The sequence below is a fragment of the Rhodoferax sp. LB1P47 genome (assembly GCF_056521445.1).
Genome location: NZ_JBWMAU010000001.1, coordinates 430,722 through 456,919 on the forward strand (window position 1 = coordinate 430,722; position 26,198 = coordinate 456,919).

General features: G+C 63.6%; 30 protein-coding genes. 20 read left to right on the forward strand and 10 right to left on the reverse strand.

Annotation, left to right across the window (positions count from 1 at the left end):
- Positions 1–25: 25 nt before the first annotated feature.
- From phbB to phaC, 3 genes are all read right to left on the reverse strand, one after another.
- Positions 26–763, reverse strand: a complete 738-nt coding sequence (gene phbB, locus AC0969_RS02025; protein WP_479622453.1) for an acetoacetyl-CoA reductase — start codon at positions 761–763, stop codon at positions 26–28.
- Positions 764–946: 183 nt separating this feature from the next.
- Complete coding sequence (locus tag AC0969_RS02030) at positions 947–2,125, reverse strand: acetyl-CoA C-acetyltransferase (RefSeq protein WP_479622454.1); 1,179 nt, start codon at positions 2,123–2,125, stop codon at positions 947–949.
- 153 nt (positions 2,126–2,278) lie between these two features.
- On the reverse strand, positions 2,279–3,997 hold the full coding sequence (gene phaC, locus AC0969_RS02035) for a class I poly(R)-hydroxyalkanoic acid synthase (RefSeq protein ID WP_479622455.1): 1,719 nt from the start codon (positions 3,995–3,997) through the stop codon (positions 2,279–2,281).
- Between the two features lie 97 nt (positions 3,998–4,094).
- Here phaC and AC0969_RS02040 point away from each other — a divergent pair, with 97 nt between their 5' ends.
- Positions 4,095–4,379: a hypothetical protein gene (locus tag AC0969_RS02040; protein ID WP_479622456.1), complete on the forward strand. Its 285-nt coding sequence runs from the start codon at positions 4,095–4,097 to the stop codon at positions 4,377–4,379.
- Here the strand turns inward: AC0969_RS02040 and pgeF are convergent.
- On the reverse strand, positions 4,308–5,087 hold the full coding sequence (gene pgeF, locus AC0969_RS02045) for a peptidoglycan editing factor PgeF (RefSeq protein ID WP_479622457.1): 780 nt from the start codon (positions 5,085–5,087) through the stop codon (positions 4,308–4,310). The two genes, AC0969_RS02040 and pgeF, sit on opposite strands and share 72 nt — an antisense overlap.
- The gene (locus AC0969_RS02050) at positions 5,084–5,584 is read right to left on the reverse strand and encodes a flavin reductase family protein (protein WP_479622458.1); all 501 of its coding nucleotides are present in this window, start codon (positions 5,582–5,584) and stop codon (positions 5,084–5,086) included. The genes pgeF and AC0969_RS02050 overlap by 4 nt, the downstream gene beginning before the upstream one ends.
- A 138-nt stretch (positions 5,585–5,722) precedes the next feature.
- Between AC0969_RS02050 and AC0969_RS02055 the strand changes: the two genes are divergently transcribed.
- The 4 genes from AC0969_RS02055 to AC0969_RS02070 are packed head-to-tail and all read left to right on the forward strand — an operon-like array spanning position 5,723 to position 9,258.
- Positions 5,723–6,349, forward strand: coding sequence for a paraquat-inducible protein A (locus AC0969_RS02055; protein WP_479622459.1), 627 nt, complete (start codon positions 5,723–5,725; stop codon positions 6,347–6,349).
- A complete protein-coding gene (locus tag AC0969_RS02060) occupies positions 6,346–7,005 on the forward strand; it encodes a paraquat-inducible protein A (RefSeq protein ID WP_479622460.1) in 660 nt (219 codons plus the stop codon). The genes AC0969_RS02055 and AC0969_RS02060 overlap by 4 nt, the downstream gene beginning before the upstream one ends.
- Positions 6,992–8,656, forward strand: a complete 1,665-nt coding sequence (locus tag AC0969_RS02065) for a PqiB family protein (RefSeq protein ID WP_479622461.1) — start codon at positions 6,992–6,994, stop codon at positions 8,654–8,656. The genes AC0969_RS02060 and AC0969_RS02065 overlap by 14 nt, the downstream gene beginning before the upstream one ends.
- Positions 8,653–9,258 carry a PqiC family protein gene (locus AC0969_RS02070; RefSeq protein WP_479622462.1) on the forward strand — a complete coding sequence of 202 codons (606 nt, stop codon included), beginning with the start codon at positions 8,653–8,655 and terminating at the stop codon, positions 9,256–9,258. The genes AC0969_RS02065 and AC0969_RS02070 overlap by 4 nt, the downstream gene beginning before the upstream one ends.
- Positions 9,259–9,319: 61 nt before the next feature.
- Here AC0969_RS02070 and AC0969_RS02075 read toward each other — a convergent pair whose 3' ends face one another.
- Positions 9,320–10,531 (reverse strand): MFS transporter, encoded by a 1,212-nt coding sequence (locus tag AC0969_RS02075; RefSeq protein ID WP_479622463.1) that lies wholly within the window; start codon positions 10,529–10,531, stop codon positions 9,320–9,322.
- Positions 10,532–10,677: 146 nt separating this feature from the next.
- Between AC0969_RS02075 and AC0969_RS02080 the strand changes: the two genes are divergently transcribed.
- Together AC0969_RS02080 and ylqF are read left to right on the forward strand one after the other, a co-directional pair.
- Complete coding sequence (locus tag AC0969_RS02080; RefSeq protein ID WP_479622464.1) at positions 10,678–11,142, forward strand: glycine zipper 2TM domain-containing protein; 465 nt, start codon at positions 10,678–10,680, stop codon at positions 11,140–11,142.
- 54 nt (positions 11,143–11,196) lie between these two features.
- Positions 11,197–12,120 (forward strand): ribosome biogenesis GTPase YlqF, encoded by a 924-nt coding sequence (gene ylqF, locus AC0969_RS02085; RefSeq protein ID WP_479622465.1) that lies wholly within the window; start codon positions 11,197–11,199, stop codon positions 12,118–12,120.
- Positions 12,121–12,169: 49 nt separating this feature from the next.
- On the opposite strand, the gene AC0969_RS02090 is transcribed toward ylqF, so the two are convergent.
- Positions 12,170–12,457: a hypothetical protein gene (locus AC0969_RS02090; RefSeq protein ID WP_479622466.1), complete on the reverse strand. Its 288-nt coding sequence runs from the start codon at positions 12,455–12,457 to the stop codon at positions 12,170–12,172.
- A 157-nt stretch (positions 12,458–12,614) separates the two neighbouring features.
- A complete protein-coding gene (locus tag AC0969_RS02095) occupies positions 12,615–13,781 on the reverse strand; it encodes a porin (protein ID WP_479622467.1) in 1,167 nt (388 codons plus the stop codon).
- Between the two features lie 542 nt (positions 13,782–14,323).
- Here AC0969_RS02095 and AC0969_RS02100 point away from each other — a divergent pair.
- Positions 14,324–15,601 carry a porin gene (locus tag AC0969_RS02100; protein ID WP_479622468.1) on the forward strand — a complete coding sequence of 426 codons (1,278 nt, stop codon included), beginning with the start codon at positions 14,324–14,326 and terminating at the stop codon, positions 15,599–15,601.
- Between the two features lie 94 nt (positions 15,602–15,695).
- Positions 15,696–16,340 (forward strand): 2-polyprenyl-3-methyl-6-methoxy-1,4-benzoquinone monooxygenase, encoded by a 645-nt coding sequence (gene coq7 / locus AC0969_RS02105; protein WP_479622469.1) that lies wholly within the window; start codon positions 15,696–15,698, stop codon positions 16,338–16,340.
- Here coq7 and AC0969_RS02110 read toward each other — a convergent pair.
- The gene (locus AC0969_RS02110; RefSeq protein ID WP_479622470.1) at positions 16,337–16,789 is read right to left on the reverse strand and encodes an OsmC family protein; all 453 of its coding nucleotides are present in this window, start codon (positions 16,787–16,789) and stop codon (positions 16,337–16,339) included. The genes coq7 and AC0969_RS02110 overlap by 4 nt on opposite strands.
- A gap of 274 nt (positions 16,790–17,063) precedes the next feature.
- On the opposite strand from AC0969_RS02110, the gene ilvA reads away from it, so the two are divergent.
- The 3 genes from ilvA to AC0969_RS02125 all read left to right on the forward strand — a co-directional run bounded on the left by ilvA (position 17,064) and on the right by AC0969_RS02125 (position 20,185).
- Positions 17,064–18,668: a threonine ammonia-lyase, biosynthetic gene (gene ilvA, locus AC0969_RS02115; RefSeq protein ID WP_479622471.1), complete on the forward strand. Its 1,605-nt coding sequence runs from the start codon at positions 17,064–17,066 to the stop codon at positions 18,666–18,668.
- A gap of 130 nt (positions 18,669–18,798) precedes the next feature.
- Complete coding sequence (locus AC0969_RS02120) at positions 18,799–19,599, forward strand: adenosylcobinamide-GDP ribazoletransferase (protein ID WP_479622472.1); 801 nt, start codon at positions 18,799–18,801, stop codon at positions 19,597–19,599.
- Between the two features lie 7 nt (positions 19,600–19,606).
- The gene (locus tag AC0969_RS02125; RefSeq protein WP_479622473.1) at positions 19,607–20,185 is read left to right on the forward strand and encodes a histidine phosphatase family protein; all 579 of its coding nucleotides are present in this window, start codon (positions 19,607–19,609) and stop codon (positions 20,183–20,185) included.
- On the opposite strand, the gene AC0969_RS02130 is transcribed toward AC0969_RS02125, so the two are convergent.
- Positions 20,130–20,579, reverse strand: a complete 450-nt coding sequence (locus tag AC0969_RS02130) for a type II secretion system protein N (protein ID WP_479622474.1) — start codon at positions 20,577–20,579, stop codon at positions 20,130–20,132. The two genes, AC0969_RS02125 and AC0969_RS02130, sit on opposite strands and share 56 nt — an antisense overlap.
- A 22-nt stretch (positions 20,580–20,601) precedes the next feature.
- Between AC0969_RS02130 and gspG the strand changes: the two genes are divergently transcribed.
- Genes gspG through gspN form a run of 8 tightly spaced genes read left to right on the forward strand, consistent with a single transcriptional unit; the run spans position 20,602 to position 26,194 of the window.
- The gene (gene gspG / locus AC0969_RS02135) at positions 20,602–21,042 is read left to right on the forward strand and encodes a type II secretion system major pseudopilin GspG (protein WP_479622475.1); all 441 of its coding nucleotides are present in this window, start codon (positions 20,602–20,604) and stop codon (positions 21,040–21,042) included.
- Positions 21,017–21,610 carry a prepilin-type N-terminal cleavage/methylation domain-containing protein gene (locus tag AC0969_RS02140; RefSeq protein WP_479622476.1) on the forward strand — a complete coding sequence of 198 codons (594 nt, stop codon included), beginning with the start codon at positions 21,017–21,019 and terminating at the stop codon, positions 21,608–21,610. Before gspG ends, AC0969_RS02140 begins: the two co-directional genes overlap by 26 nt.
- Positions 21,607–21,981: a type II secretion system minor pseudopilin GspI gene (gspI, locus tag AC0969_RS02145; RefSeq protein ID WP_479622477.1), complete on the forward strand. Its 375-nt coding sequence runs from the start codon at positions 21,607–21,609 to the stop codon at positions 21,979–21,981. The genes AC0969_RS02140 and gspI overlap by 4 nt, the downstream gene beginning before the upstream one ends.
- A complete protein-coding gene (locus AC0969_RS02150; protein WP_479622478.1) occupies positions 21,981–22,643 on the forward strand; it encodes a PulJ/GspJ family protein in 663 nt (220 codons plus the stop codon). The genes gspI and AC0969_RS02150 overlap by 1 nt, the downstream gene beginning before the upstream one ends.
- A gap of 44 nt (positions 22,644–22,687) precedes the next feature.
- The gene (gspK, locus tag AC0969_RS02155; RefSeq protein ID WP_479622823.1) at positions 22,688–23,674 is read left to right on the forward strand and encodes a type II secretion system minor pseudopilin GspK; all 987 of its coding nucleotides are present in this window, start codon (positions 22,688–22,690) and stop codon (positions 23,672–23,674) included.
- A complete protein-coding gene (gene gspL, locus AC0969_RS02160) occupies positions 23,671–24,897 on the forward strand; it encodes a type II secretion system protein GspL (RefSeq protein WP_479622479.1) in 1,227 nt (408 codons plus the stop codon). Before gspK ends, gspL begins: the two co-directional genes overlap by 4 nt.
- Positions 24,894–25,403 carry a type II secretion system protein GspM gene (gspM, locus tag AC0969_RS02165; RefSeq protein ID WP_479622480.1) on the forward strand — a complete coding sequence of 170 codons (510 nt, stop codon included), beginning with the start codon at positions 24,894–24,896 and terminating at the stop codon, positions 25,401–25,403. The genes gspL and gspM overlap by 4 nt, the downstream gene beginning before the upstream one ends.
- Positions 25,403–26,194 carry a type II secretion system protein N gene (gene gspN, locus AC0969_RS02170; protein WP_479622481.1) on the forward strand — a complete coding sequence of 264 codons (792 nt, stop codon included), beginning with the start codon at positions 25,403–25,405 and terminating at the stop codon, positions 26,192–26,194. The genes gspM and gspN overlap by 1 nt, the downstream gene beginning before the upstream one ends.
- The last annotated feature ends 4 nt before the right edge of the window (positions 26,195–26,198 follow it).

Genomic DNA, 26,198 nt, shown 5'->3' on the forward strand with positions numbered 1-26,198 from the left:
TTTTGAGAAACCGTGGCCGAAGCCTTCAGCCCATGTGCAAACCACCGTTGACCGAGAAATCCGCGCCGGTTGCGTAGCCGCCTTCTTCGGATGCCAGCCAGGCGATGATGGAGGCGATTTCGCTGGGCTTGCCCAAGCGCTTGACCGGAACCTGGGCCACGATCTTGGCCAGCACGTCTTCACGGATGGCGTTGACCATGTCGGTGCCGATGTAGCCAGGGCTGACGGTGTTGACCGTCACGCCCTTGGTGGCCAGCTCTTGCGCCAGGGCCATCGAGAAACCGTGCATACCGGCCTTGGCTGCCGAGTAGTTGGTTTGGCCGGCCTGGCCTTTTTCGCCGTTGACGCTACTGATATTGATGATGCGGCCCCAGCCCTTTTCCACCATGTCACCCACCACCTGCTTGGTGACATTGAACATGCTGTTCAGGTTGGTTTCGATCACCGAATCCCAGTCTTCACGCGACATCTTCAAGAACATGCGGTCCTTGGTGATACCGGCGTTGTTCACCAAAATATCAATCATGCCGTGCTCGGCCTTGGTCTTGGCGAAGGCTTCGACGGTGGACTCCCACGCGCCGACATTGCCCGCTGAAGCGTAAAAGGTAAAGCCCAGCGCCGCTTGCTCGGCAATCCACTTGGCGTGGTCGCGGGTGGGGCCGCAACCGGCAATCACCTTGAAACCGTCTGCATGCAAACGCTGGCAAATGGCGGTCCCAATGCCACCCATGCCACCCGTGACGTACGCTACTTTTTGAGTCATGTTTATCTCCAATGTCCTATTGTTGTAAAAAATAAATTACCAATGTGTCGCTGACAACTACCGTGCCGTGAGTTTCAGACAGAACGCAAAACCACCAGAGATACCGTGGAACTGGCTTTGCCAGGCCACTGGTATCGCCCCCTGCAAGGGGGTTGGCGCAGCGCAGCGTAGCCTGGGGGTGCGCTACCTTTCGATCGTGAGAGCAACGCCCATGCCACCGCCGATGCACAGCGAGGCAATGCCCTTCTTGGCATCGCGGCGTACCATTTCGTGCAGTAGCGTCACCAAGATGCGGCAGCCAGACGCACCGATGGGGTGGCCGATGGCGATGGCGCCGCCGTTGACGTTGACCTTGCTGGTGTCCCAGCCCATTTCATTGTTCACGGCGCAGGCTTGGGCGGCGAAGGCTTCGTTGATTTCCAGCAGGTCCAGGTCTTGCGCCTTCCAGCCCGCACGGGCCAGGGCTTTGGTGGATGCAGGCACCGGGCCCATGCCCATGATGGCGGGGTCCAGGCCGGTGGTGGCAAAGCTGGCGATACGGCCCAGCGGGGTCAGGCCCAGGGCGGCGGCCTTCTTGGCCGTCATCACCATCACGGCGGCAGCGCCGTCGTTCAGGCCGGATGCATTGCCAGCGGTTACGCCACCGGCTTTGTCGAAAGCGGGGCGCAGGCCGGCCAGGGCTTCGGCGGTGGTCTTCTTGTTGATGAACTCATCTGCCGAGAAGACGATAGCGTCGCCCTTGCGCTGGGCAATGCTAAACGGAGCTATCTCCGCCACAAAGCGACCGGCTTCTTGTGCCGCAGCGGCCTTTTGCTGGCTGGCCAAGGCCAACGCGTCTTGCATGTCGCGGGTGATGCGGTATTTTTTGGCCACGTTTTCAGCGGTGATGCCCATGTGGTACTGGTTGTACACGTCCCACAGGCCGTCCACGATCATGGTGTCGGTCATCTTCCAGTCGCCCATGCGCTGGCCGTCGCGGCTGCCCAGCAGCACGTGGGGGCTGGCGCTCATGTTTTCCTGGCCACCGGCAATCACGATTTCGCTGTCGCCATAGGCCACGGCCTGGGCTGCCAGCATCACGGCTTTAAGGCCGGAGCCGCAGACGGCGTTGATGGTCAGGCCGGGGGTGCCTTGGTCGAGGCCGCCCTTCAATACCGACTGGCGGGCCGGGTTTTGGCCGGCACCTGCGGCCAACACCTGGCCCATGATGACTTCACCGATTTGGTCGGCGCTCAGGCCGCTACGGGCCAAAACTTCCTTGATGACGTGGGCACCGAGTTCGGTGGCCGGGGTCTTGGCTAGGCTACCGCCAAATTTACCCACAGCGGTACGGGCCGCTGCAACGATGACGATGTCTTCCATTTTTTGCTCCTGGGGTTGTTGGTTTAAATACTTACAAATGGCAGTGTAGAGGCTGGATTCAAGCTCTTTGTATACGCACAGGACTAGACGCAAGCCCCCGGTGCGCCCAACGGGCGACACAAAGGGCGCTGCGTCCAGTCCTACGCATGTTTCTTACGCTGCACGGGCTTTCACGTAGCGGCCCGGCGCGGGCTCCATCGCCTTGTAATCGGCACTGCCGTACTGGGTGGGTGCAGCAATTTGCTTGCCAGCATGGCCCTTGAGCCAGGTCGACCAGTCGGGCCACCAGCTGCCTGCGTGTTCTTGGGCCCCGGCAATCCAATCCTCCGCTTTGGGTGGGAAGGTGGTGGCATCGCTGGTCCAGTGGCTACGCTTCTTTTTGGCCGGCGGGTTGATCACCCCGGCAATGTGGCCGGATGCGCCCATCACAAAGCGCTTTTTGCCCGGCAGGTGCTGGGTGGACGCGTAGGCCCCGCCAATCGGCACGATGTGGTCTTCGCGCGAACCGTAGATGTAGGCCGGGATATCCAGCAGGCGCAGGTCGATCTTCTCGCCACACACCACCGCTTTGCCGGGCTGCACCAGTTTGTTTTCCAGGTAGGTGTTGCGCAAATACCAGGCGTAGAACGGGCCGGGCAGGTTGGTGGAGTCACTGTTCCAGTACAGCAGGTCGAACGGCGGCGGGGTTTCGCCCTTGAGGTAGTTGCCCACCACGTAGTTCCACACCAGATCGTTGGGCCGCAGCATGCTGAAGGTGCTGGACAAATCGCCGCCGGGCAGCAGGCCGCCCTGGCCCAGTTGCTTTTCGCGGTACTGCACCATCGCTTCATCCACAAAGATGTCGATGATGCCGGTGTCGCTGAAGTCCAGCAGCGTGGTCAGCAGGGTCAGGCTGGCCAGCGGCTTTTCGCCACGCGCAGCCAGCACGGCCACGGCGGTGCTCAGAATCGTACCCCCCACACAAAAGCCCAAGGCATTAATGAGCTTAGCGCCCGTGATGTCTTGGGTTACAGCTATTGCTTTAATAGCAGCGTCTTCGATGTAGTTGTCCCAGGTTTTGTCGCCCATCGACTTATCCGGGTTGCGCCAGCTCACCACAAAGGTGCGGTGGCCCTGCTCCACCGCGTAGCGGATCAGCGAGTTTTCGGGTTGCAGGTCGAGGATGTAGAACTTGTTGATGCAGGGCGGCACCAGCAAAAACGGCTTGGCGTAGACCTTGGCCGTGAGCGGCTTGTACTCAATCAGCTGGAACAGCTCGTTCTCGAACACTACCGCGCCCTCGGTAGTGGCCACATTGCGGCCCACCTCGAACAGGCTCTCGTCGGTCATCGACATATGGCCTTGCTGCATGTCGTGCAGCAGGTTTTGCAGGCCCTTGGCCAGGCTTTCACCCTGCGTGTCGATGAGCTTCTTTTGCGCTTCGGCGTTCATCGCCAGGTAGTTGCTGGGCGCGGATGCGGCCATCCACTGCTCGACCGCAAACTGGATGCGGGAGCGGGTTTTGTCGTCCGTCTCTACCGCGTCGGCCAGCCCCATCAGGGTGCGGCTGGTCAGCAGGTAAGAGGCGGCGGAGTAGGCGGTGAGCGGGTTTTCAGACCAGGCTTTGGATGCAAACCGCTTGTCTTTGGCGATGGCGGCGGCATCCACACTCTGGTTCCACAGCTGGGCGGACTCTTCCAGGTACTGCTTTTGCAGGGCTTGCAGCTTGATCGGCGAGAAAGCGATTTTGGGTGTGGCGGCCACGCCCACCGGCTCCCCCAGGTCCAGCCCCTGGATGGGCTTGATGGCATCGGCCCAGGCCCGTGTCCAACTGTCACCCAAGGTCTGCTGGAATTGCTGGGCGCTCTTGGCCCAGTCTGGATCAGAATGCATGAAAATCCCTCACAAAGCGGTACTTTAGGTTGCTAACGGTATCCGACCCGCAGGGGCAAAACCCTGCGAAAACCACTCTGTTTTTGAAACAATTTGTATGTACATCGTTCCAATTGGCTGGCTCTACGTAGCCCTCATGATGGCTGTCGCCGAGGCGACCAATACTAACGGTACTGTACTGGGCGGCATCTTCACGTTTCTACTGTACGGCCTGGGCCCGGTGTCGCTGGTGGTGTACCTGATGGGCGCGCCCGCGCGGCGCAAGGCCATCAAAAAGCGCGAAGCTGCGGCCATTAACTCAACCATTGACTCAGCCATTGAGCCAGATGCAGGCCGCCATGCGCCCGCAGACCCCGCTGCGCCGGTACGAGAAGAAGCGTGACGGATGGCCCACCGTGCACCAGCCCGCGCTGCCGTCGTTGCCGTAAATACCCTGCACCCCTAGCGCCTGCAAACGTAAGCGCGCCAGGCCAGGCAGGTTGGCCCGCCATTTGTCCGGGCCGTGGCGCACAAACAACGCGGCGGCCTCGGGCTGCTGGGCGATGAAGGCAGCGGGCACTTCCGGCCCCACCTCAAAGGCATCCGGCCCAATGCAAGGCCCCAGCCAAGCTATTATTTTTATAGCGCCTTGCGCAGGATCCACCTGCGCTAGAGTCACTATTTCTTTATAAACCGCTTCCAGCACACCCTGCCCCCCTAAACCCAGCAGCCCGCGCCAACCCGCGTGCGCGGCGGCCACCACCGTGCCCCGGGTGTCGGTGAACAGCACCGGCAAGCAGTCGGCCACCATCGCGGTGCAGGCAATGCCGGGCTGGGTGGTCAAGCTGGCATCGGCCACCAGCGGCGCAGGTGTTGACCCGGTCAGGTGCGCCACAGCGCGGCCATGCACTTGCTGCAAGAACACCGGCTGGGCGGTGATGGCGGCGGCCAGCCGGGCGCGGTTGGCCTGCACATCGGCCAGCGCGTCGCCCACATGGTCGCCCAGGTTCAGCGCGTCATACGGCGCGGCAGACACGCCCCCGGCGCGGGTGGTGAACACGGCACGCACCCGGCTGGGCGCAGGCCAGTCCGGCACGATCCAATCGGTCATTCAAACGACGAGGTAGGCGCAACCCCCACCGCCAGCGTATCCACCGCAAACTGCCCGCGCTCAAACACCAGGCCACGGCCCGGGCGGCTGCCGCAGGCGTCGATCTGGCCGATCAAGATGTCGTGGTCCCCGGCGGTCATGGTTTGCTGCAAAGTGCAGTCGAACCAGGCCAGCGCGTCTACCAGTTGCAGGCGCTGGGTATCCAGCCGCACAAACTGCCCCGCCGCAAAGCGCTCGGCCTGGCTGCCCCGGGCAAAGGCCTGGGCCAGTTCTTTGTGCTCGATGCCCAGCACGCTCACGGTGTAGCCACCGCCGCGCACAAACGCCTCATGGCTGGCGCTGCTGTGGCGAATGTTCCACAGCACCAGGGCCGGGTCCAGCGACACCGCATTGAACGAGCTGCAGGTCATGCCCCAGTCCTGCCCGTTCCAGTGGGTGGTGACCAGCGTCACCCCGGTGGCAAAACAGCCAAACGCATCGCGCAAATTACGGCTCATGGGGTTGGGGCTCCATCAATGGAAAAGCCTGCTGGCTGGTAGAAATAATGTTGCATCAAATGAGTTTACCCAGAAGCGATGACCCGGCAATGGGCAGGTCCAAACCGACTAAAGTACGCACCTACCATGCCAGCCCCCATGCAACTCGTCCCCCACGCCATCCTCTGCGAAGGCTGCGATGCGGTCTATCCCAAGACGCGGCTGCAAGCCTTTGAGACCGCACGCTGTACCCGCTGCGGTACGGTGCTGGAGCGCTACCAGGGCGATGCCCACAAGCGCATGCTGCCGCTGGTGCTGGCGGGCCTGCTGATGTTTGCGGTGGCCAACCTATTTCCCATCGTGTCGATCGTGATTGGCGGCCAGTTCAGCGACACCACGCTGGTGGGCGCGGTGGCAGCACTCACCCAAGAGGGCATGGGCGAGGTGGCGGCGCTGGTACTGGCCACCACGCTGCTGTTTCCGCTGCTGCAACTGCTGGTGTTGCTTTATTTGCTGCTGCCTCCGCCCCGCCAACGCCGCCCCCTGGGCTTTACCTGGCTGGTGAAGCTGCTGCAACTGCTGCAACCCTGGGGCATGGTGGAGGTGTTTTTGCTGGGCGTGCTGGTGGCCATCGTCAAACTCACCAGTTCAGCCGAAGTGATTGCCGGCCCGGCGCTGGGCGCGTTTGTGGCGCTGACGGTGCTGCTCACAGCGATTTTGTCTTTCTCGCCGCGCAACTTCTGGCACCTGGCGTTTGACGAGGCGGTGCATGCGCCCAACCCATGAGTGAGCCCCGCACCGCGCAGTCGTTGGACCTGATCGCCTGCCACCCCTGCGGCGCTGTCTGGCAAGGTGCCGTCGAAGGCGCGGCCTGCGGGCGCTGCGGCAGCCCGCTGCACCGCCGCAAGCCCGACAGCCTGAACCGCACCTGGGCCCTGCTGGCCGCCGCCTACCTGATGTACCTGCCCGCCAACCTGTTGCCGGTGATGGTCACCAGCAACCTGCTGACCACCAAGCAAGACACCATCCTGAGCGGGGTGATTTACTTCTGGGTCACCGGCGCCTGGGGCCTGGCCACGGTGGTGTTTGTGGCCAGCTTTCTGGTGCCGCTGTTCAAGCTGGGCGCGCTGACCATCCTGGCGTGCATGGCCCAGCGGCACAGCCGCAACAACCGGCCCGACCGGGCGCGGCTGTACCGCATCGTCGAGGTGATTGGCCGCTGGTCGATGCTGGACGTGTTTGTGGTGGCGCTGCTGGCCGGGCTGGTGCGCATCCAGGGGCTGGCCGAAGTCACCGCCGGGCTGGGCATTGCCGCCTTTGCCACGGTGGTGGTGCTGACCATGCTGGCCTCCCTGAGCTTTGACCCGCGCCTGACCTGGGATGACCCAACCCCCATCCCCACCGATTCCCCCCTGCACAATCCACCGCATGCACCCACCTGAATCCCTGCCTCCGTCTCTGCCATCGGACTTGCCCGCCCCCACCGTGACCCGCGCGCGCCGCTGGCTGCCATCGCTGGTCTGGATCGTCCCCATCGTGGCCGCGCTGGTGGGCATCACCCTGGTGATCAAGACCGTGCGCGACCGGGGGCCGGTGATCGACATCAGCTTCAACACCGCCGAAGGGCTGGTGGCCGGCAAAACCAAGGTCAAGTACAAAGACGTAGAGATCGGCTCGGTCACTGCCATCACCCTGGCCGAGGACCGCTCCCGCATCATCGCCACCGTGCAGCTGCAAAAAGAGGCCAAAAGCTTCGTCGCCAGCGACACCCGGTTCTGGGTCATCCGGCCCCGGCTGGAGGCCGCCGGGATCAGCGGGCTGGGCACCCTGCTGTCGGGGGCCTACATCCGCGCCGACGCGGGCACGTCGGACGACACACGCAGCGAATTCACCGGGCTGGAAGTGGCCCCCATCGTCACCCGCGATGCCTCCGGGCGGCAGTTTGTACTGCGCGCCAGCAACATCGGCTCGCTCGACATCGGCTCGCCGGTGTACTTTCGCCGCATCAAGGTCGGCCAGGTGGCGGCCTACGCGCTGGACGAAGACGGCAAGGGCGTGACCCTGCGCGTCTTCGTCAACACCCCGTTTGAGAAGTTTGTGGGCGCCAACACCCGCTTCTGGCATGCCAGCGGGGTGGATATAGAGGTCAACGCCAGCGGCTTCAAGCTGCGCACCCAGTCGCTGGCCACCGTGGCGCTGGGCGGCATTGCCCTGCAAGCGCCCCTGGATGCCACCGGCCCCCAGGCCAGCGAAAACACCAGCTTCGCCCTGGCCGAAGACGAAACCACCGCCCTCAAAGCCCCCGACGGCCCGGCCCAGACCCTGCTGTTGCACTTCAACCAGTCGCTGCGCGGCCTGAGCCCCGGTGCCACGGTGGACTTTAGGGGCGTGGTACTGGGCAAAGTGGTGTCCATCGGCGTGGAATTCGACCGCAACAAGCGCCAACTGCGCATGCCGGTGCTGGTCGAGGTCTACCCCGACCGCCTGGGCCCTGCGTCCGGCAGCCTGCCGTCTGAAACCCTGGAGGTGCAGCAACAGCGCTTGCAGCAGATGGTGGCCCGTGGCCTGCGTGCCCAGCTGCGCACCGGCAGCCTGCTCACCGGCCAGTTGTACGTGGCGCTGGACTTCTTCCCTAAAGCCCCCGCCGTGGAACTGGCCCGCAACAAGCCCGGCGAGCCCATCGAAATGCCCACCCTGCCCAACGGCCTGGACGAGCTACAAACCCAGGTGTCCGAGATCGTCGCCAAGATCAACAAAGTGCCGTTCGAGCAGCTCAGCACCGACCTGCGCAAAACCCTGGCCACGCTGGACACTACCTTGGTCGGTGCCGAGCAGCTGGTGCAAAAGCTCAATAACGACGTGGCCCCCGCGCTCACCGCCGCCATGCAAGACGCACGCACCACCCTGACCGCCGCCAACCGCACCCTGGGCACGGCAGAGCGCACCCTGGCCGAAGACGCGCCGCTGCAACAAGACCTGCGCCAAACCCTGCGCGAAGTCAACCGCGCCGCCGCCTCCATCAAAGTGCTGACCGACATGCTGGAGCAGCACCCCGAGTCGCTGCTGCGTGGCAAATCCGAGGAGAAAAAATGAAGTTGATTCCCGCCACCGCGCTGCTGTGGGCCCTGGCTCTGGCAGGCTGCGCCACCCCGCCCGCCACGCACTACTACAGCCTGGCCCCCACGGCACCAGCCGCCAAAACCAGCGCCCTGCAAATCGAAGTGCCGTCTGTCGCCATGGCCGAACGCCTGATCCGCCCGCAACTGGTGGTCCACAGCGCCAGCACCCGCATGGATATTCTGGAACTCCACCGCTGGGCAGCCCCCTTCGACAGAGAACTGCACGACGCACTGGCCGAGGGCATCGCCCAGCAACTCGGGGCGATTGATGTCACCACCGGTGGCCGCCTGCCCGACCAGCCGGTCTACCGCATCGCCGTGCAGTTGCGCCAGTGGGATGCGGCCCTAGACAGCCAAGTGCAGGCCAGCTTCAGCTGGACCATCCGCCGCAGCGACGGTGCGCGCAGCCTGGCCTGCCAATGGAGCCAGTCCGAGCCCATAGACACAGGTACAAGCCCCGGCATACCCGCCCTGGCCCAAGCTGCCCAGCGCCTGACCCAGCGCGCCGCGCACACCATGGCCGCAGCCGTGGCCGCGCTGGATGCCCACGCCAACGCCGCCTGCCCCGCACCGTAGTTGCTATATTTTAAATAGCATCTTGCGCAAGTAGCATATGCGCTATAGGCCTATTTGATGCTTAACTTCGCAACGGCGGCGGGGCGAACCGAATCATCCGCCACACCACCGCCGTAAACGCCAGCACCACCAGCAGCATGCAGGCATAGGCCCAGCGCAGCCCCACCCAGTCCGACAGGCTGCCCACCAGCAGCCCCGCCAACTGCGAACCCAGGCTAAAGCCAATCATCAGCAGGGCCGACAGCCGTGAAGCCTGCCCCGGGGCCGCGTCAATCATGGTGGCCAGCAGCACCGGAAACACCACCCCAATCCCTAGGCCAAACAGCAGGTTGCCCACTGCGGGCAGCCACCAGCCGCCCACCCCCGGCAGCAAGGCATTCAACCCCATGCCCACCAGCGCCAGCAGGTTCATACGCCACAGCTTCTGCCGTATCGACCAGCTGCTGTGGAAAAACGCCTGCCACAGCCGCGCCGCCACCATGCCCGCCACAAAAAACTGCAAGCCCACCCGCGCGCCATTAGGGCTGAGGTGCTGGGCTTGGATGCCGTAGCTCACATACCAAAAGTTCTGCCCCCACTCCAAAAACCCGGCCAGCACCCCGCCCGCCACCGTCCAGGCGATCACCGGGCGGCGCAGCAACTGGGCATAGCTGAGCGCACCGCCCGCCTCATCCGCTGCGTGGTGCGGCGCACCCAGATGCGCAAAATAACGCCGTGGCCAGAACAGCAGCAGCACCGTCAGCAGCGGCAACAAATACAGCGCGTAGGGCGCACGCCAGTTGGTGTTGACCGCCTGCACGCCAATCACCAGCAAGGGCGACAGCAAATTGCCCAGGCTGAAGGCCACGTCCACCATGCTCAGCAGCCGGGCGCGCAGCTCGGGCTGCGGGCTCACATCGGCCAGAATGCCGTGCGCCAGCGTGAATAGCGCCGTCTCCACCAGCGCCACCGAAAAAAACCCCAGCAGCAACGTGCCGAAGTTGGGCGACAGCACGATCAGCACAATCGACCCCAACGCCGCAGCGGTGTAGCCTAAAAACAGCGGCCGGGGCGGGTAGCGCTGCGCCATGCGCCCGCCCTGCAAAGCCCCCAGCACCGAGCCGGTAGACCAGACCATCATCAAAATGCCCAGCTGCTGGTAGTTGTCCAGCTCCGCGCGCAGTTCGGGCGTGACCGCCCCCAAAATAGCCGCAAAAATGCCCGCGCAAAAGGCGGTGTAAATCACCACCCAGGCCAGGTAGGGAATGGTTCGGAGGAAGTCTTTGGGTTTCACAGGAGGCCAGCAAGTAGAAAGGCTGGCGATTGTCGCGGTTACACCGCGTTAACGCAGGCGGTGGAACCAATGTCGGGCGCGGCCTGTCAACCAAGCACCGCTTGGTGCGTCATAGAGTACCAAGCCCCATCCCTTAGGAACCCTTCATGCGCCTGATTTCCACCGTAGTAGCCACCACCCTTCTCGCCAGCAGCCTGACCGCCTGCGTCGTCGCCCCCTACCAGCAAGCCGCACAACAACCCGTGGTGGTCCGCCCCGTCGCCCGCATGGACACCGGCCGCGTGGCGCAGATGGAGCTGGTGCGCACCCAGGAGCGGCCCCAGCCCAGCGGCGGCGGGGCCCTGATCGGCGGCATCCTGGGTGCCGTCATCGGCCACCAGATCGGCGGTGGCTCTGGCAAAGGCGCGGCCACCGTGCTGGGTGGCTTGGGCGGAGCCATCGCTGGCAATGCCGTCGAAGGCCAGCAGCAGCAGCCCGGCCAGGTGCAAGAGTCCTACCGCGTAGGCGTGCAAGGCGACGACGGCAGCTACCGCTACTTCAACGTGCCCGCACCCACTGACCTGCGCATCGGCGACCGCGTGCGCATGGGCAACGGCCAACTCTTCCGGTAGGGGCGGTTACGATCGGTGCCCCCTTACGCATTACGCGGCACCAGAAAGACCCCCATGGCCATCCAATGGTTCCCCGGTCACATGCACCTGACCAAAAAAGCCATCACCGAGCGCCTCAAAGAGATCGACGTGGTGATTGAACTGCTAGACGCACGCATGCCCGGCTCCAGCGCCAACCCCATGCTGGCCGAGCTGATCGGCGACACCCCCACGCTGAAAGTGCTGAACAAGCAAGACATTGCCGACCCCGCCCGCACCGCCCTGTGGCTGGCGCACTACAACGCCCTGCCCGGCACCCGCGCCATCGCCCTGGATGCGAGCGAGGTTGCGCCCGCCCAGCGCCTCATCCCCGCCTGCCGCCTGCTGGCCCCGCTGCGCGGCGGCATGGTCAAGCCCATGCGGGTGCTGATTTGCGGCGTGCCCAACGTGGGCAAATCCACCCTGGTCAACACCTTGAAAGGCAAGCGCGCCGCCAAAACCGGCGACGAGGCGGGCATCACCAAGCTGGAGCAGCGCATCGTGCTGGCCGACGACTTCTATGCCTATGACACCCCCGGCATGCTGTGGCCGCGCATCATCGTCGAACAAAGCGGCTACCACCTGGCCGCCTGCGGCTCCATCGGCCGCAATGCGTTTGACGAAGAAGAGGTAGCGCTGGAGCTGTTGCTGATTCTGCAAAAGCACTATGCCGGGCAGGTGGAAGAACGCTACAAACTAGACCCGATCTTGGGCCTGACCGACATCGGCGTGCTCACCGAGATCGCCCGCAAACGCGGTGGCCTGCTGGGCGGCGGCAAGGTCAACCTGCAAAAAGCTTCTGAGGTCGTGCTCACCGAATTCCGCTCCGCCACGCTAGGCCGCGTCACGCTGGAAACCCCGGAAGAATTCGCCCAATGGCTGGCCGTGGGCCAAGCCGCCGATGCAGCGCGGCAGGCCAAGAAGGATGCGCGAAAGGGTAAGAAAATAGTCCTGGAGTAAACAAAAAAGCCGCTTTCAAAGCGGCTTTTTTTGGCAAATAAATACGGGCTTAGTGCAGCAATTTAACAATGCTGGCAATCGTCCCCATACCTGCGAACATGGCACCAACGATCCACTTGATCAGATCTGCCTGCATGGTCATCATTTGCTTGGTCAAATCTGATTTGACTTCGGCGATTTCTTTGCGAACTTGCTCCACATCACCACGGGTTGCTAGCTGCTGCGCATGCAAGGCATAGTGCTCATTGATTTCTTTTTTAATCGACGCAGCAACATTACGAGCCCTTTCCGGGGACACGTTAGCAGAGGTCAAAGCTTCAAAAATTTCAAGTTCCATTTGGTGAGTCTACCCGGTTTACCAAAGTCGCAAGTCACGCCCAAAGAACACTCCAACTACAGCCAGAGCCGCTAAAAACCAAAAAGCCGCTGGGTTTGCACCCAGCGGCTTTTCTAGTTATTTGACTTTAAGCCAACCCGTTTAGGCTGGCGTTCAATCAGAACTTGTGGCGAATGCCAGCAGCGAACAAGGTGGTCTTGCTGTTGGAAACGGTAGCATCATGCTTGGTGCTGACGTACGACGTGTACAGCGTGGTGCGCTTGCTCAAGTCATACAAGGCTTCCAGATCGTAGCCTTTGGACTTGACATCTGTACCGACAGCGCTGAATACATCGCCCTTGGACTGAGCGTACTCAGCACGCAAAGTGAAGGCACCCACGGGAGCAGAAACGCCCACCGAGTATTCCTTGTTCTTGCGCTCAGAGGTACCGATATCCAGCTTGGCTTGGTTGTATGCACCGTACAACTTGGCAACGCCGAAGTCGTATGTAGCGCCGAACAAGGTATTCTTCAGGTTGATGTCACCACCAGTTGCAGTCTGGGTTGCAGACTTGGCCAAAGCTTCATCTTGGTAAGCGAACAACACACCAATTGGGCCATTGGCGTACTTGGCAGCCAACGACAGGGTGCTGGTAGCGCTGGTGGTACCAGTCTTGTCTTCACCCAAGCCGTAGGTCACGGAACCCGTGAAACCAGCGTAGTTTGCGGTTTGGAACTTGATGCTGTTGTCGACGCGCGAGTTGTAACCAACCCAAGCGCCTACGTTGCCAGCAACACCGTTAAAAGCACCAGCAACTGTAGTTGCGTTAGCAGCGGTAGTAGCGGTGGTGGTACCAGCAATCACGCCGGCCACAGCCTTGGACACACCAGCGCCGCTGGTTGCGTCAACGCTGTTGTGGCCAGATGCCACAAAACCACCGATTTCGTCGTCGAGCGAGGTGTCGTGGCGACCGAAGGTCACAGTACCGAAGCCACCGTTCAGACCGACAAATGCGTGACGACCAAACAACAGACCGCCTTGGGCGCTAGAGCCAGTATCCACGTTGAAGCCGCTTTGCAGATCAAACACAGCGTTCAAACCGCCGCCCAGATCTTCCACGCCCTTCATGCCCCAACGGCTTCCGTTCTGGATGCCAGAGCCCAAACGGGTTTGGCGAATATTAGTGCTGGTCACAGCGAAAGGAGTGGTAGCAGCAGCAGTGAAAACATTAGCTTTGTAAGACTGCACGCTGACATCGATCAGGCCGTACAAAGTCACGGAAGATTGGGCCATGGCGGCGCCGGAAGCGGCGATAACTGCCAAAGCGATCAGGGATTTTTTCATTTCAAATATCTCCAAAGATTGAAAGATGTCGGGTTCGCAGTCTTGCTGCCACCTCAACGCGACTCCTTGTTCAGAAGCTGCCGCAATTACACCAGAGGGTTTACAAACAAACTATGAATAGCTTGTCACATATCCTCACATGTTGAATTTAAACAACGGTTCTTTACCCAGAGTGCAGTGCCCATCCTGCGAAAGTAACCATTTGGTAACTTTGACCGATCTCGCTACATACTTCACCGCTCTGGGAATCAACTTTGCCAAACTGACATATTTTGCAGACCAGATACGGCCCGTTCTAAACAGATCCCCAAACCGGCATGCAGGGTTTCTCCCTGCTAAAAAAGTCGCCCACGCGACCAGCAACCCGCCGTTATTTGGGAACATACCTGCTCACGCAACGTGGTGTGCGCAGCCGGTTTGCCAGGAAATGGGATAGGACTGGATGCAGCTCCTCTGTGTCGCCCTCTGGGCGTACAGCGGGTTTTGCGTCCAGTTCGGTGAGGGATTCGCTGCGTATTTTTGAGAATAACTTTGGAGCATGTATGAAGAAGATAACTTTGGTTTCTGTTGCAGCACTGGGCTGCTTGGCTGCCTCTGGTGCGATGGCACAAGAGACCCCCGCCAGCAGTGTGACGCTGTACGGCATTGCCGATGCAGGTATCAACCACGTGACGGGCCTGAAGCAAGGCTCCGTTACCCAACTGGCCAGCGGCATCATGGAAGGCTCACGCTGGGGCCTGAAGGGCAATGAAGATTTGGGCGGCGGGTACAAGGCCATCTTTACGCTGGAGAGCCGGGTGGAGTTGGATACGGGTTCGGTGAGCAACACTACCGCATCGGGTTCGCAATTACCTGACAGGGTGTCTAGCGCGACACAGATGGGCTTGACTTCACCCAGCCCCCTTCTGCAAGGCACTTACCAAGCCCTAGTGACCGCCGCTGGTGCTGGAATCGGAGCCAAGCTAGGGGTTAACCTTGAAAAGAATCTATTCGACCGCCAAGCCTACGTTGGACTGATTACGCCAGTGGGTGCCATTACGGCGGGTCGCCAGTACACACCGGGTTATCTGGCAGCGGCTACTTTTGACTCGATGCACACCGAATCCAGCTTGGCACTGGGCCAACTGGTGGCCGTGCCCGCTTCGTTCACGATTCGCGCTAGCAATTCGCTGCAATACGGCATCAAGGTGGGCGGCATCACGGCTACGGCCATGTACGCAGCCGCAGAAGGTAGTTTGACCACCGGGCGCTTGCTAGGCACGATGGTGACCTACAAAGGCGACGGCTACAGCTTTGGCGGTGGTTACAACACCCAAAAGAACGAGTTGGGAAAGAAATCGCTGACGAACACCATTCTGGGTGCTTCGGTGGATATAGGTCCCGGCGTTTTGGGCCTAATGGCGGCCAACATTAAAGATGAAAATCCTTCTGGCTTGTCCGGCATCGCCACCGCACTTGTCGGTGGAGGAGCCCCTGCAACGTTAGCAACGCAAGTGCAAAACGCTTTCATCAACGGCTTCAAGCAAGACGCCAACCTATTCCACATCGGCTACCGCATGACGATGGGCCCTAATACGGTGACCGTGGCATACAACACCATGAACGACAAAACGGCATCCAATGCCGACCGTGACTCGTATGGCGTGGCTTACACCTATGCACTGTCCAAGCGCACCGATCTGAATGCCGTGCTGACCCACTTCAACAACAAGAACACCTCGCAGCTGGCCCCCGGCGGCAATGGTTTTCTGGGTGGTGTGACCCGTGCTGCAGGTGTGGATTCCAACAACGTGGCTTTTGGTATTCGCCACCGTTTCTGATGTAGCAGACGCACTTTCGCGTTAAACCCCGCCGCATAAAAAGTCCTCCCGCGTGGAGGACTTTTTTATGGGCGGCTTGATTTACAGTGCTGACATGCATCTACCCCGCCCGCCCACACTCGACCAGCTTTGCCGCACCGCCGATACCGCGCTGCGCACCGTGTTTACCCAGCCGCACGCCAGCCGCAGCTGCCCCACCGTACCCGAGCACGCCAGCGAACTGAGCCCCGCCGACAAAACCCATGCTGGTGCGCTGATGCGGGTGAACCACGTGGGCGAGGTCTGCGCACAAGCGCTGTACACGGCACAGGCTTTGGTGACTAAAAGCCCGGCGCTGCGCAGCCATTTTCAGCATGCAGCCGCCGAGGAAACCGACCATTTGGCCTGGACGCACCAGCGGCTCACCGAGCTGGGGGCACGCCCCAGCCTCTTGAATCCGCTGTGGTACGCCGGGGCTTTTAGCCTGGGTGCGTTGGCCGGTCAGCTCGGCGGCGACCGCTGGAGCCTGGGATTTGTGGTGGAAACCGAAACCCAGGTGGCCGCGCATCTGCAAAGCCATCTGGAACGCCTGCCCGCCAACGACCACGCGTCGCGGGCTATCGTGGCACAGATGAAAGACGATGAAGAGCGGCATGCCGAACAGGCTTTTCTGGCGGGTGCATTGGACCTGCCCGCGCCAATCAAGACCTTGATGACCTTCGCCGCCAAGGTGATGACCACCGTGGCCAGCCGGATTTAGACCACTTCGACCAAATCAAAGCTGGTGGTGATCTCGGCCGTCTTGCCCAGCATGATGGTGGCCGAGCAGTATTTGTCGTGGCTCATGGCGATGGCGCGTTCGACCGCCGTGGCGGGAATGCCTTTGCCGGTGACGGTGAAGTGCATGTTGATCTTGGTAAATACTTTGGGATCGACCTCGGCGCGCTCAGACACCAGCTTGACCGAGCAGCCGCGCACATCGTGGCGGCCACGCTTCAAAATCAGCACCACGTCATAGGCAGTGCAGCCGCCCGTACCCGCCAGCAGGGTTTCCATCGGGCGCGGTGCCAGGTTTTGGCCACCGTTCTCGGGTTTGACCGCATCCGGCGCGCCGTCCATCGTTAAGGTGTGGCCGCTGCCGGTTTCGGCTACAAAACCCATGCCCGAGCGGGTGCCGGTGGCGCCGGTCCAACTGACTGTGCATTCCATTGTTTTCCTTGATTAAAAGCGTGAAGTACCGATTTTGCCCGCAGGATGCCAACTCCTTCACGGTTTTGGGGTCACTTGCTTGCTGCAACGCAACATCACTAGGGGAAAACGATTAGAATTCATTTATCGCAGCAAATTACTTTGTTGCACCGGTTGTCTCCTCCACCCTCTGAAAAGGTGGATTTAAGCCCCGAGTCTCACGACTCGGGGCTTTTTTTATGCCTTTTTAGATCGCAGGGACCGCCCCTTTATCATCCAAGGCCCAGGAGAACCCATGACGACTGCATCTGCCAAGCCCGCCAAGGCTGAAAAATCCCCCAAGGCCCCCAAGCCGCTCACCCCCGCCGACTATCTGAAGAAGATTTTGACTGCCCGTGTCTACGATGTGGCGATTGAAACCGCGCTGGAACCCGCTCGCAATTTGAGTTTGCGGCTGAACAACACGGTGCTGCTCAAGCGCGAAGACACCCAGCCGGTGTTCAGCTTCAAGTTGCGCGGCGCGTACAACAAGATGGCGCACCTGACCCCGGCGCAGCTCAAAAAGGGCGTGATTTGCGCATCCGCTGGCAACCACGCGCAGGGCGTGGCCATGAGTGCCCGCAAGCTGGGAGCCCGCGCAGTTATCGTGATGCCGACCACCACGCCGCAGGTGAAGGTGGACGCGGTGGCCCGACTGGGCGGCGAAGTGGTGTTGTTTGGCGAGAGCTATACCGATGCCTACAACCACTCGCTGCAACTGCAAAAGAAGCAGGGCCTGACCTTTGTGCACCCGTTTGACGACCCGGACGTGATTGCCGGGCAGGGCACGATCGCCATGGAAATCCTGCGCCAACTGCAAAGCCTGGGCTCGCAGAAGCTGGACGCGGTGTTTGTCGCCATCGGCGGAGGCGGGCTGATTTCGGGCGTGGCCAATTACATCAAGGCGGTACGGCCCGAGATCAAGGTGATCGGCGTGCAAACCAAAGATTCGGACGCAATGCTGCAATCCGTCAAAGCCAAAAAGCGCGTCACGCTGACCGATGTAGGCCTGTTTGCCGATGGCACTGCCGTGAAGCTGGTGGGCGAGGAAACCTTCCGCGTGGCACGTGGCCTGGTGGATGGCTACATCACGGTGGATACCGATGCCGTCTGCGCCGCCATCAAGGACGTGTTTGTGGACACCCGCAGCATCGTCGAGCCCTCGGGCGCGCTGGCGGTGGCGGCCATAAAGCAGTACGTGGCCACGCACAAAACCAAGGGCGAAACCTACGCCGCCATTTTGTGCGGTGCCAACATGAACTTCGACCGCCTGCGCTTTGTGGCCGAGCGGGCCGAGGTGGGCGAGGAGCGCGAAGCCCTGTTTGCCGTCACCGTGCCCGAAGAGCGCGGCAGCTTCAAACGCTTTTGCGGCGTGATTGCCGAGCTGCCCGGTGGCCCGCGCAATGTGACCGAATTCAGCTACCGCATCAGCGACGCGGCCAAGGCCCATGTGTTTGTGGGCCTGACCACGCAGGCCAAGGGCGAGTCGCTCAAAATTGCCGCCAACTTCAGCAAACAGGGCTTCAAGGCGCTGGACCTGACGCACGACGAGCTGGCCAAGGAGCACATCCGCCACATGGTGGGCGGCCACTCCACCCTGGCCAAGGACGAGCGCCTGCTGCGCTTCATCTTCCCCGAGCGGCCCGGCGCGCTGCTGAAGTTTTTGACCCTGCTGCGCCCCGGCTGGAACATCAGCCTGTTCCACTACCGCAACCAGGGCGCGGACTATGGCCGCATTTTGGTGGGCATCCAGGTGCCCAAGGCAGACGACAAAGCCTTTGCCAAATTTCTGACCACGCTGGACTACCCGTGCGTGGAAGAAACCCTGAACCCGGTGTACCGGCTGTTCTTGCAGAGCTGAGGATGCACAGAGCAGCCCCGTCTTACTCCCTCCCCCGCCGGGGGAGGGCTGGGGTGGGGGCACGCCTTCAAACGCAGCCCCCATCCCAACCTTCCCCCGGCGGGGGAAGGGGTAATACCGGCCCATCCCCATGAACCCCATCCGCCACTACCTGCTGGCCGTGCAGTTCTTCACCCGCATTCCGGTGACCGGGCGGCTGGCGGCGTGGGTGGGTTACAGCCCGGCGATGCTGCGGGCCAGTGCGGCGCATTTCCCCGGTGTGGGCTGGCTGGTGGCACTGGTGGCGTGCACGGTGGCGGCGCTCAGCGGCACGCTGCTGCACGGGCGGCCAGGCAGCGCGCTGGTGACGGCGGTGCTATGCACGATTGCCAGCGTGCTGGTGACCGGCGGTTTCCACGAAGACGGGCTGGCCGATGTAGCCGACGGGCTGGGCGGCAGCCATGCGCGGGAGCGGGCGCTAGAGATCATGAAGGATTCGCGCGTCGGCGCATTCGGTGCGATGGCGCTGGTGCTGGCGCTGCTGGCCAAAGTCGCGCTGCTGGCCATGCTGGATGCGAGCAGCGGCACGGCCCTGCTGGCGGCGCTGGTGGGCGGGCATGTGTGGTCGCGCTTTTGCCCGCTGCTGCTGGTGCGCCTGCTGCCGCACGTGGGCGATGCCGCCACCTCCAAGAGCAAACCACTGGCCGCGCAGATCAGCCTGGGCGCGCTGGGCGTGGCATTTTTATGGTGTTTTATGCCGCTAGCGCTTATGGAATGGGCGCAAGGAGCTACATTTTTAATAGCAAGCATGGTGGCCAGCCTGCTGGCGCTGGCATGGATGGGGCGGCTTTTTGCGCGGCGGCTACAAGGCTTTACCGGCGACTGCCTGGGCGCCACGCAGCAGGTCTGCGAAATTGCGTTTTACCTGGGTGCGGCGGTGGCGCTGGCATGACGCCCACATGACATTCTGGGCCGTGCGCCATGCCCAGCCACTGATAGCACCCGGCATCTGTTATGGCGCGTTGGATGTGGCGGCAGACGCGCAGGCCACGCAGGCGGCGGCGCACAGGCTGGCGGCGGTGCTGCCTACAGGCATTTCGGTCACCTGCTCAACGCTACAAAGATGCGAGCAGCTTGCGCAGGTGCTATCTGCGCTAAGACCCGATTTGACACTTAAATTTGACCCCCGATTGCGCGAGATGGACTTTGGCGACTGGGAAGGCCAGCGCTGGGATGCCATCGGACAGCCTGCGCTGGCAGCCTGGACGGCCAACTTCGCCCGTCACCGGCCCGGCGGCGGTGAATCGGTGCAGCTATTTATGCAGCGGGTGGCGGCGGCCTGGGATGCGGTAGGAACGAAAAACACGCTGTGGATCACGCATGCCGGGGTGATCCGGGCCTGTAGCTTGCTGGCAGCGGACATCCGCAGCATCGACCGTGCCGACCAGTGGCCGCAGGCGGCTCCCGGCTACGGCGAATGGCTTATTTTTGAACCGGCAGTTCCAGCGCAAACGCGGCCGGACCTTCTAGGCTGTTAGCCAGCGCGGCGCGGCGCGGGGCGACGGATTGCAGCAGCAAACCCCCGTCTACCACGCTGCCCACCCGGAAGGGCTTGGGCGGCTTGCCGTCTATCGCAATCAACGCCGCGCCACGGTGGCCCGCCACCACCCCCAGCAGCACGAAGCGGGTGGAGGGGTTCACCAACGCCACCGCCTCCGCGCCCTGCGGCATGGCGCCCAGCACACGGGCGACGGCGGTGCTGTCGATGGGCGCACGGGTCTGTGTGGACACGGCCGTCTGCGGGCCGACCGCGTCGGCGCTGGACTTCAGCCCCCAGTACGCGGTGCTGGCCAAGGCCGCTGCCCAGACCACAAAAGTCACCAGCCGGGGGGCCCAGCGGGCAGCAGGGGATGCGGATGTATTCAGTAACATGGATTGATTATCATCGCAGCCCATGACGACATCTCACCTCTCCTTTCGCCGCCGCCTGCAAGCCGGTTTCACCCTGATCGAACTGATGGTGGTGCTGGTCATCATCGGCGTGCTGGCCGCGCTGATCGTGCCCAACGTGCTGGAACGTGCCGACGATGCCCGCGCGACCGCCGCCAAGACCGACGTGAACAACCTGGTGCAAGCCCTGAAGCTCTACAAGCTGGACAACCAGCGCTACCCCAGCGCCGAGCAAGGTCTGCAAGCCCTGGTCGCCAAGCCCAGCACCAACCCGGTGCCGCCCAACTGGAAGCCTTACGTTGAAAAGCTGCCCAACGACCCCTGGAGCCATTCCTACCAGTACCTGAACCCCGGCGTGCAGGGCGAGATCGACGTGATGTCTTTCGGTGCCGATGGCCAGGCCGGTGGCGAAGGCAAAAATGCCGACATCGGCAGCTGGCAGTAGCTTGCAAATTCCCCGGCTAGCGCCAGCACACGCTGCTGGTGACCGCCCGCCCCCACCCCAGCCCTTCCCCGAAGAGGGCGGGAGCGAAACCGGAGCCCGCGTTTCGCCCTCCCCTTCCGGGGGAGGGTCGGGGTGGGGGCGGGATGCTCGGGCTCGCGGCTTCACACTGCTGGAGCTGCTGGTCGTCGTGGCCATCATCGCCATCGCCAGCGGGGGCGTGGCCTTTGCCTTGCGCAACAACAGCCAAACCCTGCTGGAGCGCGATGCGGCGCGGCTGGCGGCGCTGTTTGAATCGGCCCGCGCCCAATCCCGTGCGACAGGTGTGCCGGTACGCTGGCGGCCCACGCCCGAGGGTTTTGTATTTGATGGTCTGCCTGCACGGGCCTTGCCCGCACGCTGGCTGGGCACGGATACGCTGGCCCGCAGCAGCGACCCGGTGCTGCTCGGCCCCGAGCCGGTGATTGGCCGGCAAGAAGTCGTGTTGCAGTCCGTCAGCCAACCCAGCCAGGCGCTGCGCATTGCCACCGACGGCGCACGGCCTTTTGCGGTGCAGACGGTCACGCCATGAAGGCACGCGCTGTGGTGTCAAAAGCCTGTGGTTTTACCCTGATCGAAGTGCTGGTGGCCCTGGCCATCGTGTCGATTGCGCTGATCGCCGGGCTGCAGGCCACCCAGGCACTGACCACCAACGCCAGCCGCCAGACCGACGTGCTGCTGGCCCATCTGTGTGCCGAAAACGCGCTGGTCACCATGCGCCTGTCGGCCCAGATGCCCGGCGTGGGCGACAGCAACCACAACTGCGAGCAAGCCGGGCATGTGTACGAGGTGCGCCTGAACGTGCTGCCCACACCCAACCCCAGCTTTCGGCGGGTGGATGCGCAGGTGTTTGATGGCAATTCACCCATCCTGCGCCTCTCCACCATCGTGGGCAGATTCTGATGGCCCGCCAAAAAGGCTTCACCCTGGTCGAGCTGCTGGTGGCGCTGATGGTGATGGCGCTGCTGGCGGTGTTGAGCTGGCGCGGGCTGGACGGCATGACCCGGGCGCAGAGCCAGACCCAGCTGCGCGCCGACGAGGTGCTAACCCTGCAAGCCGGGCTGGGCCAGTGGACGGCCGACCTGGATGCCCTGCTGGTGCAGCCCCACACCACCGCCCTCGATTGGGACGGGCGCGGCCTGCGGATGACCCGGCGCAGCAGCGACCCCCAGGCCGTCGGCCCGCTGGTGGTGGCCTGGACGCAGCGCACTATCGACGGCACCGACCAGTGGCTGCGCTGGCAGTCGCCCCCGGTGCGCAACCGCACCGAACTGGCCCTGGCCTGGAGCCGTGCCGCGCTGTGGGCACAAAACCCCAGCGCCGAGGCCCAGCGCGCCGAAGTCGCCCTGACACCGCTGGCCGGTTGGCAGATCTTTTACTACCGTGATGGGGCCTGGAGCAACCCACTGTCCAGCAGCGCCAGCACCGCTGCCGTGGGCACTGCCACCGACACCAGCATCCCCGAAGGCGTGCGCCTGGTACTGACGCTGCCGCCCGGCCAGGCGCTGGCCGGGGTGTTGACCCGCGACTGGATTCGCCCGACCGTGGGTGGTGGCAAGTCATGACACACCGCCAAATTTATAAGAAATCGGCCTCTAGCGCATATTCCATCTGCGCAAGAAGCTATTATTTATATAGCGCACAGCGTGGCGCGGCGCTGCTGATGGCGATGCTGACCGTGACCCTGGTGGCCACCCTGGCCGCTGCCTCGCTGTGGCAGCAGTGGCGCAGCGTGGAGGTAGAGGCGGCCGAGCGCCAGCGCGTGCAGTCGGCCTGGATACTGACCGGCGCGCTCGACTGGGCCCGGCTGATCCTGCGCGAAGACGGGCGCTCTGGCGGGGCCGACCACCTGGCCGAACCCTGGGCCGTGGCGCTGCAAGAGTCCCGCCTGTCCACCTTTTTGGCGGCCGACCGCGACAACACCGGCGGCATGGCCACCGACGAGCAGCTCGATGCGTTTTTGTCCGGCCAGATCACCGACATGCAGTCGCGCCTGAACGTGTTTAACCTGGTCGAGGACAACAAGGTCTCCGAAGTCTCGCTGGCCGCCTTTGGCCGCCTGTTTGAACTGCTGAACCTGCCGCCGCAAGAGCTAAGCACCCTCAGCACCCAGCTGAAGCTGGCCCTGGACAGCAGCCAAGCCAGCAGCAGCACGGCTGCCGTGCCGCTGCTGCCGCGCAGCGCGGCGCAACTGGCCTGGCTGGGCCTGTCGCCCACCACCGTGGCGGCATTGCAACCCTATGTGGGCCTGCTGCCGGTGCGCACCGCCGTCAATCTGAACACCGCCAGCGCCCAGGTGCTGGTGGCCAGCGTGCCCAACTTGAGCATGGCCGATGCCCAAAAGCTGGTGGCTGCCCGGGCCAGCAAATACTTTAAAAGCACCGCCGATGCCAGCGCCATCCTGAACCAGCCCGGCATCGTCTTCAGCGAGAGCGAGCATGCCGTATCGACCCGCTATTTCGAGGTGCTGGGCCGCCTGCGCCTGGGCGACACCACGGTGCTGGAGCGCTCGCTGGTGCAGCGCGACGGCATTGTGGTAACCACCCTGTGGCGCGAAAAAGCTACCGAACCCCTCCCTACAATGCCCAACCAATGAGCACCCTGATCGTCCTCCTCCCCCTAGAGCCTGCCAGCGGCGCGTTCGACTACGTAGTGAGCTTTGACGGCCGCAGCGCAGACAGCCACGACCGCGCACCCGCCGCCCTGCTGCCGCGCAGCACCGAGCTGGTGGCCGTGGTGCCTGCGCAGGCCTTGTCATGGCACCAGGTCAGCCTGCCCAAAGGCAGCTTGAAACCCGGGGCGATGGGCGGGGCCACCGACTCGCCCCGGCTGCGCAGCGTGCTCGAAGGTCTGCTGGAAGAACGCCTGCTGGAAGAACCCGCCGAGCTGCACTTTGCCCTGCAACCCGACGCCCCCGCCGATGGCCCGGTGTGGGTTGCGGCCTGCAACCGCGCCTGGCTGCGCACCGCCCTGGCCGTGCTGGAGGCCGCCAAGCGCCCGGTGGCCCGCATCGTGCCCGAATGCGCGCCAGAATCTGCTCCCGGTAGCCGCAGCCTGCACGTGCTGGGCACGCCCGCGCAGCCCCAACTGCTCAGCACCGGCCCGCACGGTGTCAGCCTGCTGCCCTTCAGCGCCGCCACCCTAGCGATGGCCCAGGCGGGCCAGACAGAACCGGTCGAACTGGTGGCCGAGCCCGCCGTGGCCGCGCTGGCCGAACAACTGGCGCAGCGCCCCGTGACCCTGCAACACACCGCCGATCGTTGGCTGGCATCGGCCCGGGGCCGCTGGGATCTGGCCCAGTTCGACCTGCGCAACTCCACCCGCAGCCGCGCCTGGAAAGGCCTGGCCGCCCAGGCCACCGTGCTGCTGCAAGCCCCGCAATGGCGGGCCGCCCGCTGGGGCCTGGCGCTGCTGCTGCTGGCCCAGATCGTGGGGCTGAACACCTGGGCCTGGCAAGAAAGCCGCAGCCTGCAAGCCAAGCGCGCCGCCCTGCAAGCCACCCTGACGCAGACCTTTCCGGGTGTGAAAGTGGTGGTCGATGCGCCGGTGCAAATGGGCCGCGAACTGGCGCTGCTGCGGCAAACCGCCGGTGCCACCTCGGCCCGTGATTTAGAGGCCATGCTCAGCGTGCTGGGCACTGCCCTGCCCCCGCAGCAAGCCGCCACCGGACTGGACTTTGCCCCCGGCGAGGTCCGGCTCAAAGGTATTCCGTCCGGCACCGATGCCACCCTCGCCGCCCCCCTGCGCGCCCAAGGCTACAGCCTGCGGTCTGAGGGCAACCTGTTCATCCTGCAACCTGCTACGGGTGCCGCCCCATGAAACTGCCCGCACCCCTTCAAGCCCACTGGGACAGCTTGGCCCCGCGTGAACGCCACAGCGTGCAGGCCGCGCTGGCGCTGGTCGCCCTGACCCTGCTGTGGTGGCTGGCTTTTAGCCCGGCGCTACAGACCTTGCGCGCGGCCGATGCCCAGCACCGCCAGCTAGACGCGCAGTTGCACACCATGCGCAGCCTGCAAACCGAAGCCCAGGCACTGCAAGCCCTGCCCAAGCTGGGTTTTGACGATGCACTCAAAGCCGTGGAAGTGGCCACCCGCACCGAACTGGGTGGCAGCGGCACGGTCAACACCACCGGCGAACGCGTCACCGTGAGCCTGAAAAACACCCCGGCCGACGCGCTGGCCCGTTGGCTGGCGCAGGTGCGCATCAACGCCCGCGCCCTGCCCACCGAGGCCCGGCTGGTGCGTAACCCGGTGGACCCCATCGCCACCGCCCCGGTGGCCAAATGGAATGGCACGCTGGTGCTGACGCTGCCCAGCAACCGCTGATGCGCCGCATACCAAGCACCGTGGTGCGCCCGCCCTGGCGCTGGGCCTGGGCCGGTGGCCTGCTGGGCCTGGCCGTAGCAGTGCTGCTGTGCGCCCCGGCGCGCTGGTTGGCCGCTGGCGTGGCCCAGGCCAGCCAAGGCCAGGTGCAACTGGCCGACCCGCGCGGCACGGTGTGGAACGGCTCGGCCCAGCTGGTGCTGACCGGGGGCACAGGCAGTACCGACAGCACCGCCCTGCCGCAGCGCCTGCACTGGCAAATCCGCCCGGCCATCACCGGCCTTCACACCGCGCTGCTGGCCGACTGCTGCATGGCCCAGCCCCTGCAACTACACGCCACGCCGCACTGGGGCGGTGGCCAGCTGGCATTGACCGACAGCCAGTCGCACTGGCCCGCGCCCCTGCTGGCCGGGCTGGGCGCGCCCTGGAACACGCTGCAACCCGAGGGCACGCTGGCGCTGGCCACCCAAGGCCTGGTGCTGGACTGGAACGCGGGCCGCCTGCTGCTGGCCGGGCAGGCACGGCTGGAGGCCATCGACATGGCTTCGCGCCTGTCTACCCTGAAACCGATGGGCAGCTACCGGCTGACGCTGACCGGCGGCAGCCCCACCACGCTGCAACTCGACACCCTGGGCGGGGCCCTGCAACTGACCGGCAGCGGCCAGTGGGTGGGCGCACGGCTGCGCTTTGAAGGCACGGCCACCGCCGCCCCCGACCGGGTGGATGCCTTGTCGAATCTTCTCAATATCATCGGGCGGCGCACTGGTGCGCGCGCCACCATCAAAGTAGGTTGATTCC

Bases quoted from the DNA above. Each gene is read 5' to 3' on its own strand.
- AC0969_RS02150 (WP_479622478.1), top strand. From the start codon at position 21,981: ATGGCCCGCCAAAAAGGCTTCACCCTGGTCGAGCTGCTGGTGGCGCTG.
- gspL (WP_479622479.1), top strand. From the start codon at position 23,671: ATGAGCACCCTGATCGTCCTCCTCCCCCTAGAGCCTGCCAGCGGCGCG.
- AC0969_RS02140 (WP_479622476.1), top strand. From the start codon at position 21,017: ATGCCGACATCGGCAGCTGGCAGTAGCTTGCAAATTCCCCGGCTAGCG.
- AC0969_RS02095 (WP_479622467.1), bottom strand. From the start codon at position 13,781: ATGAAAAAATCCCTGATCGCTTTGGCAGTTATCGCCGCTTCCGGCGCC.
- gspN (WP_479622481.1), top strand. From the start codon at position 25,403: ATGCGCCGCATACCAAGCACCGTGGTGCGCCCGCCCTGGCGCTGGGCC.
- pgeF (WP_479622457.1), bottom strand. From the start codon at position 5,087: ATGACCGATTGGATCGTGCCGGACTGGCCTGCGCCCAGCCGGGTGCGT.
- phaC (WP_479622455.1), bottom strand. From the start codon at position 3,997: ATGCATTCTGATCCAGACTGGGCCAAGAGCGCCCAGCAATTCCAGCAG.
- AC0969_RS02070 (WP_479622462.1), top strand. From the start codon at position 8,653: ATGAAGTTGATTCCCGCCACCGCGCTGCTGTGGGCCCTGGCTCTGGCA.
- AC0969_RS02060 (WP_479622460.1), top strand. From the start codon at position 6,346: ATGAGTGAGCCCCGCACCGCGCAGTCGTTGGACCTGATCGCCTGCCAC.
- ylqF (WP_479622465.1), top strand. From the start codon at position 11,197: ATGGCCATCCAATGGTTCCCCGGTCACATGCACCTGACCAAAAAAGCC.
- AC0969_RS02090 (WP_479622466.1), bottom strand. From the start codon at position 12,457: ATGGAACTTGAAATTTTTGAAGCTTTGACCTCTGCTAACGTGTCCCCG.
- AC0969_RS02040 (WP_479622456.1), top strand. From the start codon at position 4,095: ATGTACATCGTTCCAATTGGCTGGCTCTACGTAGCCCTCATGATGGCT.
- AC0969_RS02030 (WP_479622454.1), bottom strand. From the start codon at position 2,125: ATGGAAGACATCGTCATCGTTGCAGCGGCCCGTACCGCTGTGGGTAAA.
- AC0969_RS02055 (WP_479622459.1), top strand. From the start codon at position 5,723: ATGCAACTCGTCCCCCACGCCATCCTCTGCGAAGGCTGCGATGCGGTC.
- gspG (WP_479622475.1), top strand. From the start codon at position 20,602: ATGACGACATCTCACCTCTCCTTTCGCCGCCGCCTGCAAGCCGGTTTC.
- phbB (WP_479622453.1), bottom strand. From the start codon at position 763: ATGACTCAAAAAGTAGCGTACGTCACGGGTGGCATGGGTGGCATTGGG.
- AC0969_RS02100 (WP_479622468.1), top strand. From the start codon at position 14,324: ATGAAGAAGATAACTTTGGTTTCTGTTGCAGCACTGGGCTGCTTGGCT.
- coq7 (WP_479622469.1), top strand. From the start codon at position 15,696: ATGCATCTACCCCGCCCGCCCACACTCGACCAGCTTTGCCGCACCGCC.
- AC0969_RS02110 (WP_479622470.1), bottom strand. From the start codon at position 16,789: ATGGAATGCACAGTCAGTTGGACCGGCGCCACCGGCACCCGCTCGGGC.
- gspM (WP_479622480.1), top strand. From the start codon at position 24,894: ATGAAACTGCCCGCACCCCTTCAAGCCCACTGGGACAGCTTGGCCCCG.
- AC0969_RS02125 (WP_479622473.1), top strand. From the start codon at position 19,607: ATGACATTCTGGGCCGTGCGCCATGCCCAGCCACTGATAGCACCCGGC.
- AC0969_RS02065 (WP_479622461.1), top strand. From the start codon at position 6,992: ATGCACCCACCTGAATCCCTGCCTCCGTCTCTGCCATCGGACTTGCCC.
- gspI (WP_479622477.1), top strand. From the start codon at position 21,607: ATGAAGGCACGCGCTGTGGTGTCAAAAGCCTGTGGTTTTACCCTGATC.
- AC0969_RS02120 (WP_479622472.1), top strand. From the start codon at position 18,799: ATGAACCCCATCCGCCACTACCTGCTGGCCGTGCAGTTCTTCACCCGC.
- AC0969_RS02080 (WP_479622464.1), top strand. From the start codon at position 10,678: ATGCGCCTGATTTCCACCGTAGTAGCCACCACCCTTCTCGCCAGCAGC.
- ilvA (WP_479622471.1), top strand. From the start codon at position 17,064: ATGACGACTGCATCTGCCAAGCCCGCCAAGGCTGAAAAATCCCCCAAG.
- AC0969_RS02050 (WP_479622458.1), bottom strand. From the start codon at position 5,584: ATGAGCCGTAATTTGCGCGATGCGTTTGGCTGTTTTGCCACCGGGGTG.
- AC0969_RS02130 (WP_479622474.1), bottom strand. From the start codon at position 20,579: ATGTTACTGAATACATCCGCATCCCCTGCTGCCCGCTGGGCCCCCCGG.